Genomic DNA, 1,836 nt, shown 5'->3' on the forward strand with positions numbered 1-1,836 from the left:
TTCTATAACCCTAAACGCCGACACAGCAGTGCTATGCAGCTGTCTCCAGTAGAGTATGAGAAACGCTATTTCCTGAGCTTGGAGAGTGTCTAGAAAACCAGGGGCGATTCAATGTGATGAGCACCCAGTCAAATTACTGGATATAAACTTTCTTTCCATACACAGCAGGCCCTAAAATGACTGACCCTGTATTGGTCGAAAAGGCAGTACACCTGACCATGGAACCCTCTGTTAAGCGATCGCGAATCGGTCAGTTGGTACAGCATTTTTCGCAGCTGATCGAGCAGGCCGAGTTGGCTCAAGGCGCACGTCTTCCATCGATTCGTGCCGCCGCCAAAATGTTCGAAGTCAGTACCTTCACCGTCGTCCAGGCCTATGATCGTCTGGTTGCACTGGGCTACTTGGAAGCTCGCAAGGGTGATGGCTTTTTCGTGGCGCAAGCCTCCGCCACTGTGGAACAACATCGCAGTGCAGCGCCATTAAAGGATGTCTACTGGCTGTTGGATGACGCGTTCAACCCTCAGCCGGATATCCTGCAACCAGGTGGCGGCGGCTTACCTGATGCCTGGCTCGACGAGGCAGGCTTGCGCCTGGCGCTACGTGGTCTTGGGCGGGGCGCCGGGCTCATCGCAGAATATGGGGAGTCCAGCGGCAATCTCGCGCTGCGTCACTGGGTGCAGCGCTACCTCGGTGAGCGGAGCGTAAATGCTCGCAGTGAGCACATCGTGCTGACGCAAGGAGCGAGCCAGGCGCTGAACATCGTGATCAGTGCCTTGCTGCGACCCGGGGACTGTGTATTGGTCGATGATCCCGGCTACATCAACTTGCTCGCGAATCTGCGAGATCACAAGGTCGAGGTCGTCGGCGTGCCGTGGAATACGCAAGGGCCCGATGTGGAAAATCTTGCCGAACTGTTGGCACACCATCGCCCCAAGGCATTTTTTACTAATCCCTGGCTCCATAACCCAACCGGCGCTAGTTACAGCCCAGCTGTCGCGTACCGCGTATTGCAGCTCGCCGATGCCCATGATTGCTGGATCGTGGAGGACGATGTGTACGGTCAACTGCTGCCAGGCAACCAGCCCCCACTGGCCGCTTTGGATAACTTGCAACGGGTCATCTATGTCGGAAGTGTCTCCAAAAGCCTGGCACCGTCCTTGCGTGTGGGATTCGTAACCGCGGAGCCCACGGTTGTCGAGGCGTTGCTGCATTACAAGATGACCACTGGGCTCTACAGCTCGCAGCTCAGCGAGCAACTCGCACTGCAGATGGTGAGCGATGGGACCCAGCGCAAACGCTATCAAAAGCTACGTGATCGCTTGCTGCAGGCTCAATTACTCGCGCGCCAGCATGTGCAGCGGATAGGCTGGCAATGCTGGGCCCCCATGGCACCTACACCCTATATGTGGATCGGCAGTAACCAGGAAGGTTTCGATCCGGTAGCGCTGACGCGGGCGGGCCTATTGCAGAACATTCTCTTATCACCTGGATGTATTTTTCGCCCAGGCCTGGAGGCCACCCCCTGGCTACGCTTCAATGTGACACTGGGTGAAGATCCAGCGATCTGGCGTTTTTTCGCCAACAATCAACGTGATGCTTGATGGTTTTCATCATCGTCGGGCATTTCTCTGATTTCGTAGAGCACTTCAAATGTGGGATCGATCATGGTTCGAAGTCCGTCCGCTGCAGGCCGTTTGCTGCTCTCCACGAACGGCTGCTATGGGTCCAGGCTGTGTGAAAACACCTGCGATTGTCTAACCTTCTGATCGTCGAGATCGTGGCGGGGACGATCATGAAGCGGTTCATTGAGGGTGAGGCCCGGACGCAAGTCACGCT

At 56.2% G+C, this 1,836-nt stretch carries 1 protein-coding gene; it reads left to right on the forward strand.

The window, feature by feature from the left end; translation table 11 throughout:
- Positions 1–176: 176 nt before the first annotated feature.
- Complete coding sequence (locus ACNFCH_RS25790; protein ID WP_416744490.1) at positions 177–1,601, forward strand: PLP-dependent aminotransferase family protein; 1,425 nt, start codon at positions 177–179, stop codon at positions 1,599–1,601.
- Positions 1,602–1,836 lie beyond the last annotated feature (235 nt).

It is taken from the genome of Pseudomonas sp. NY15354 (assembly GCF_048068075.1).
Taxonomy (GTDB): domain Bacteria; phylum Pseudomonadota; class Gammaproteobacteria; order Pseudomonadales; family Pseudomonadaceae; genus Aquipseudomonas; species Aquipseudomonas guariconensis_C.

What these genes read in the sequence shown, in the direction of transcription:
- ACNFCH_RS25790 (WP_416744490.1), top strand. Translation starts at nt 177, where the DNA reads ATGACTGACCCTGTATTGGTCGAAAAGGCAGTACACCTGACCATGGAA.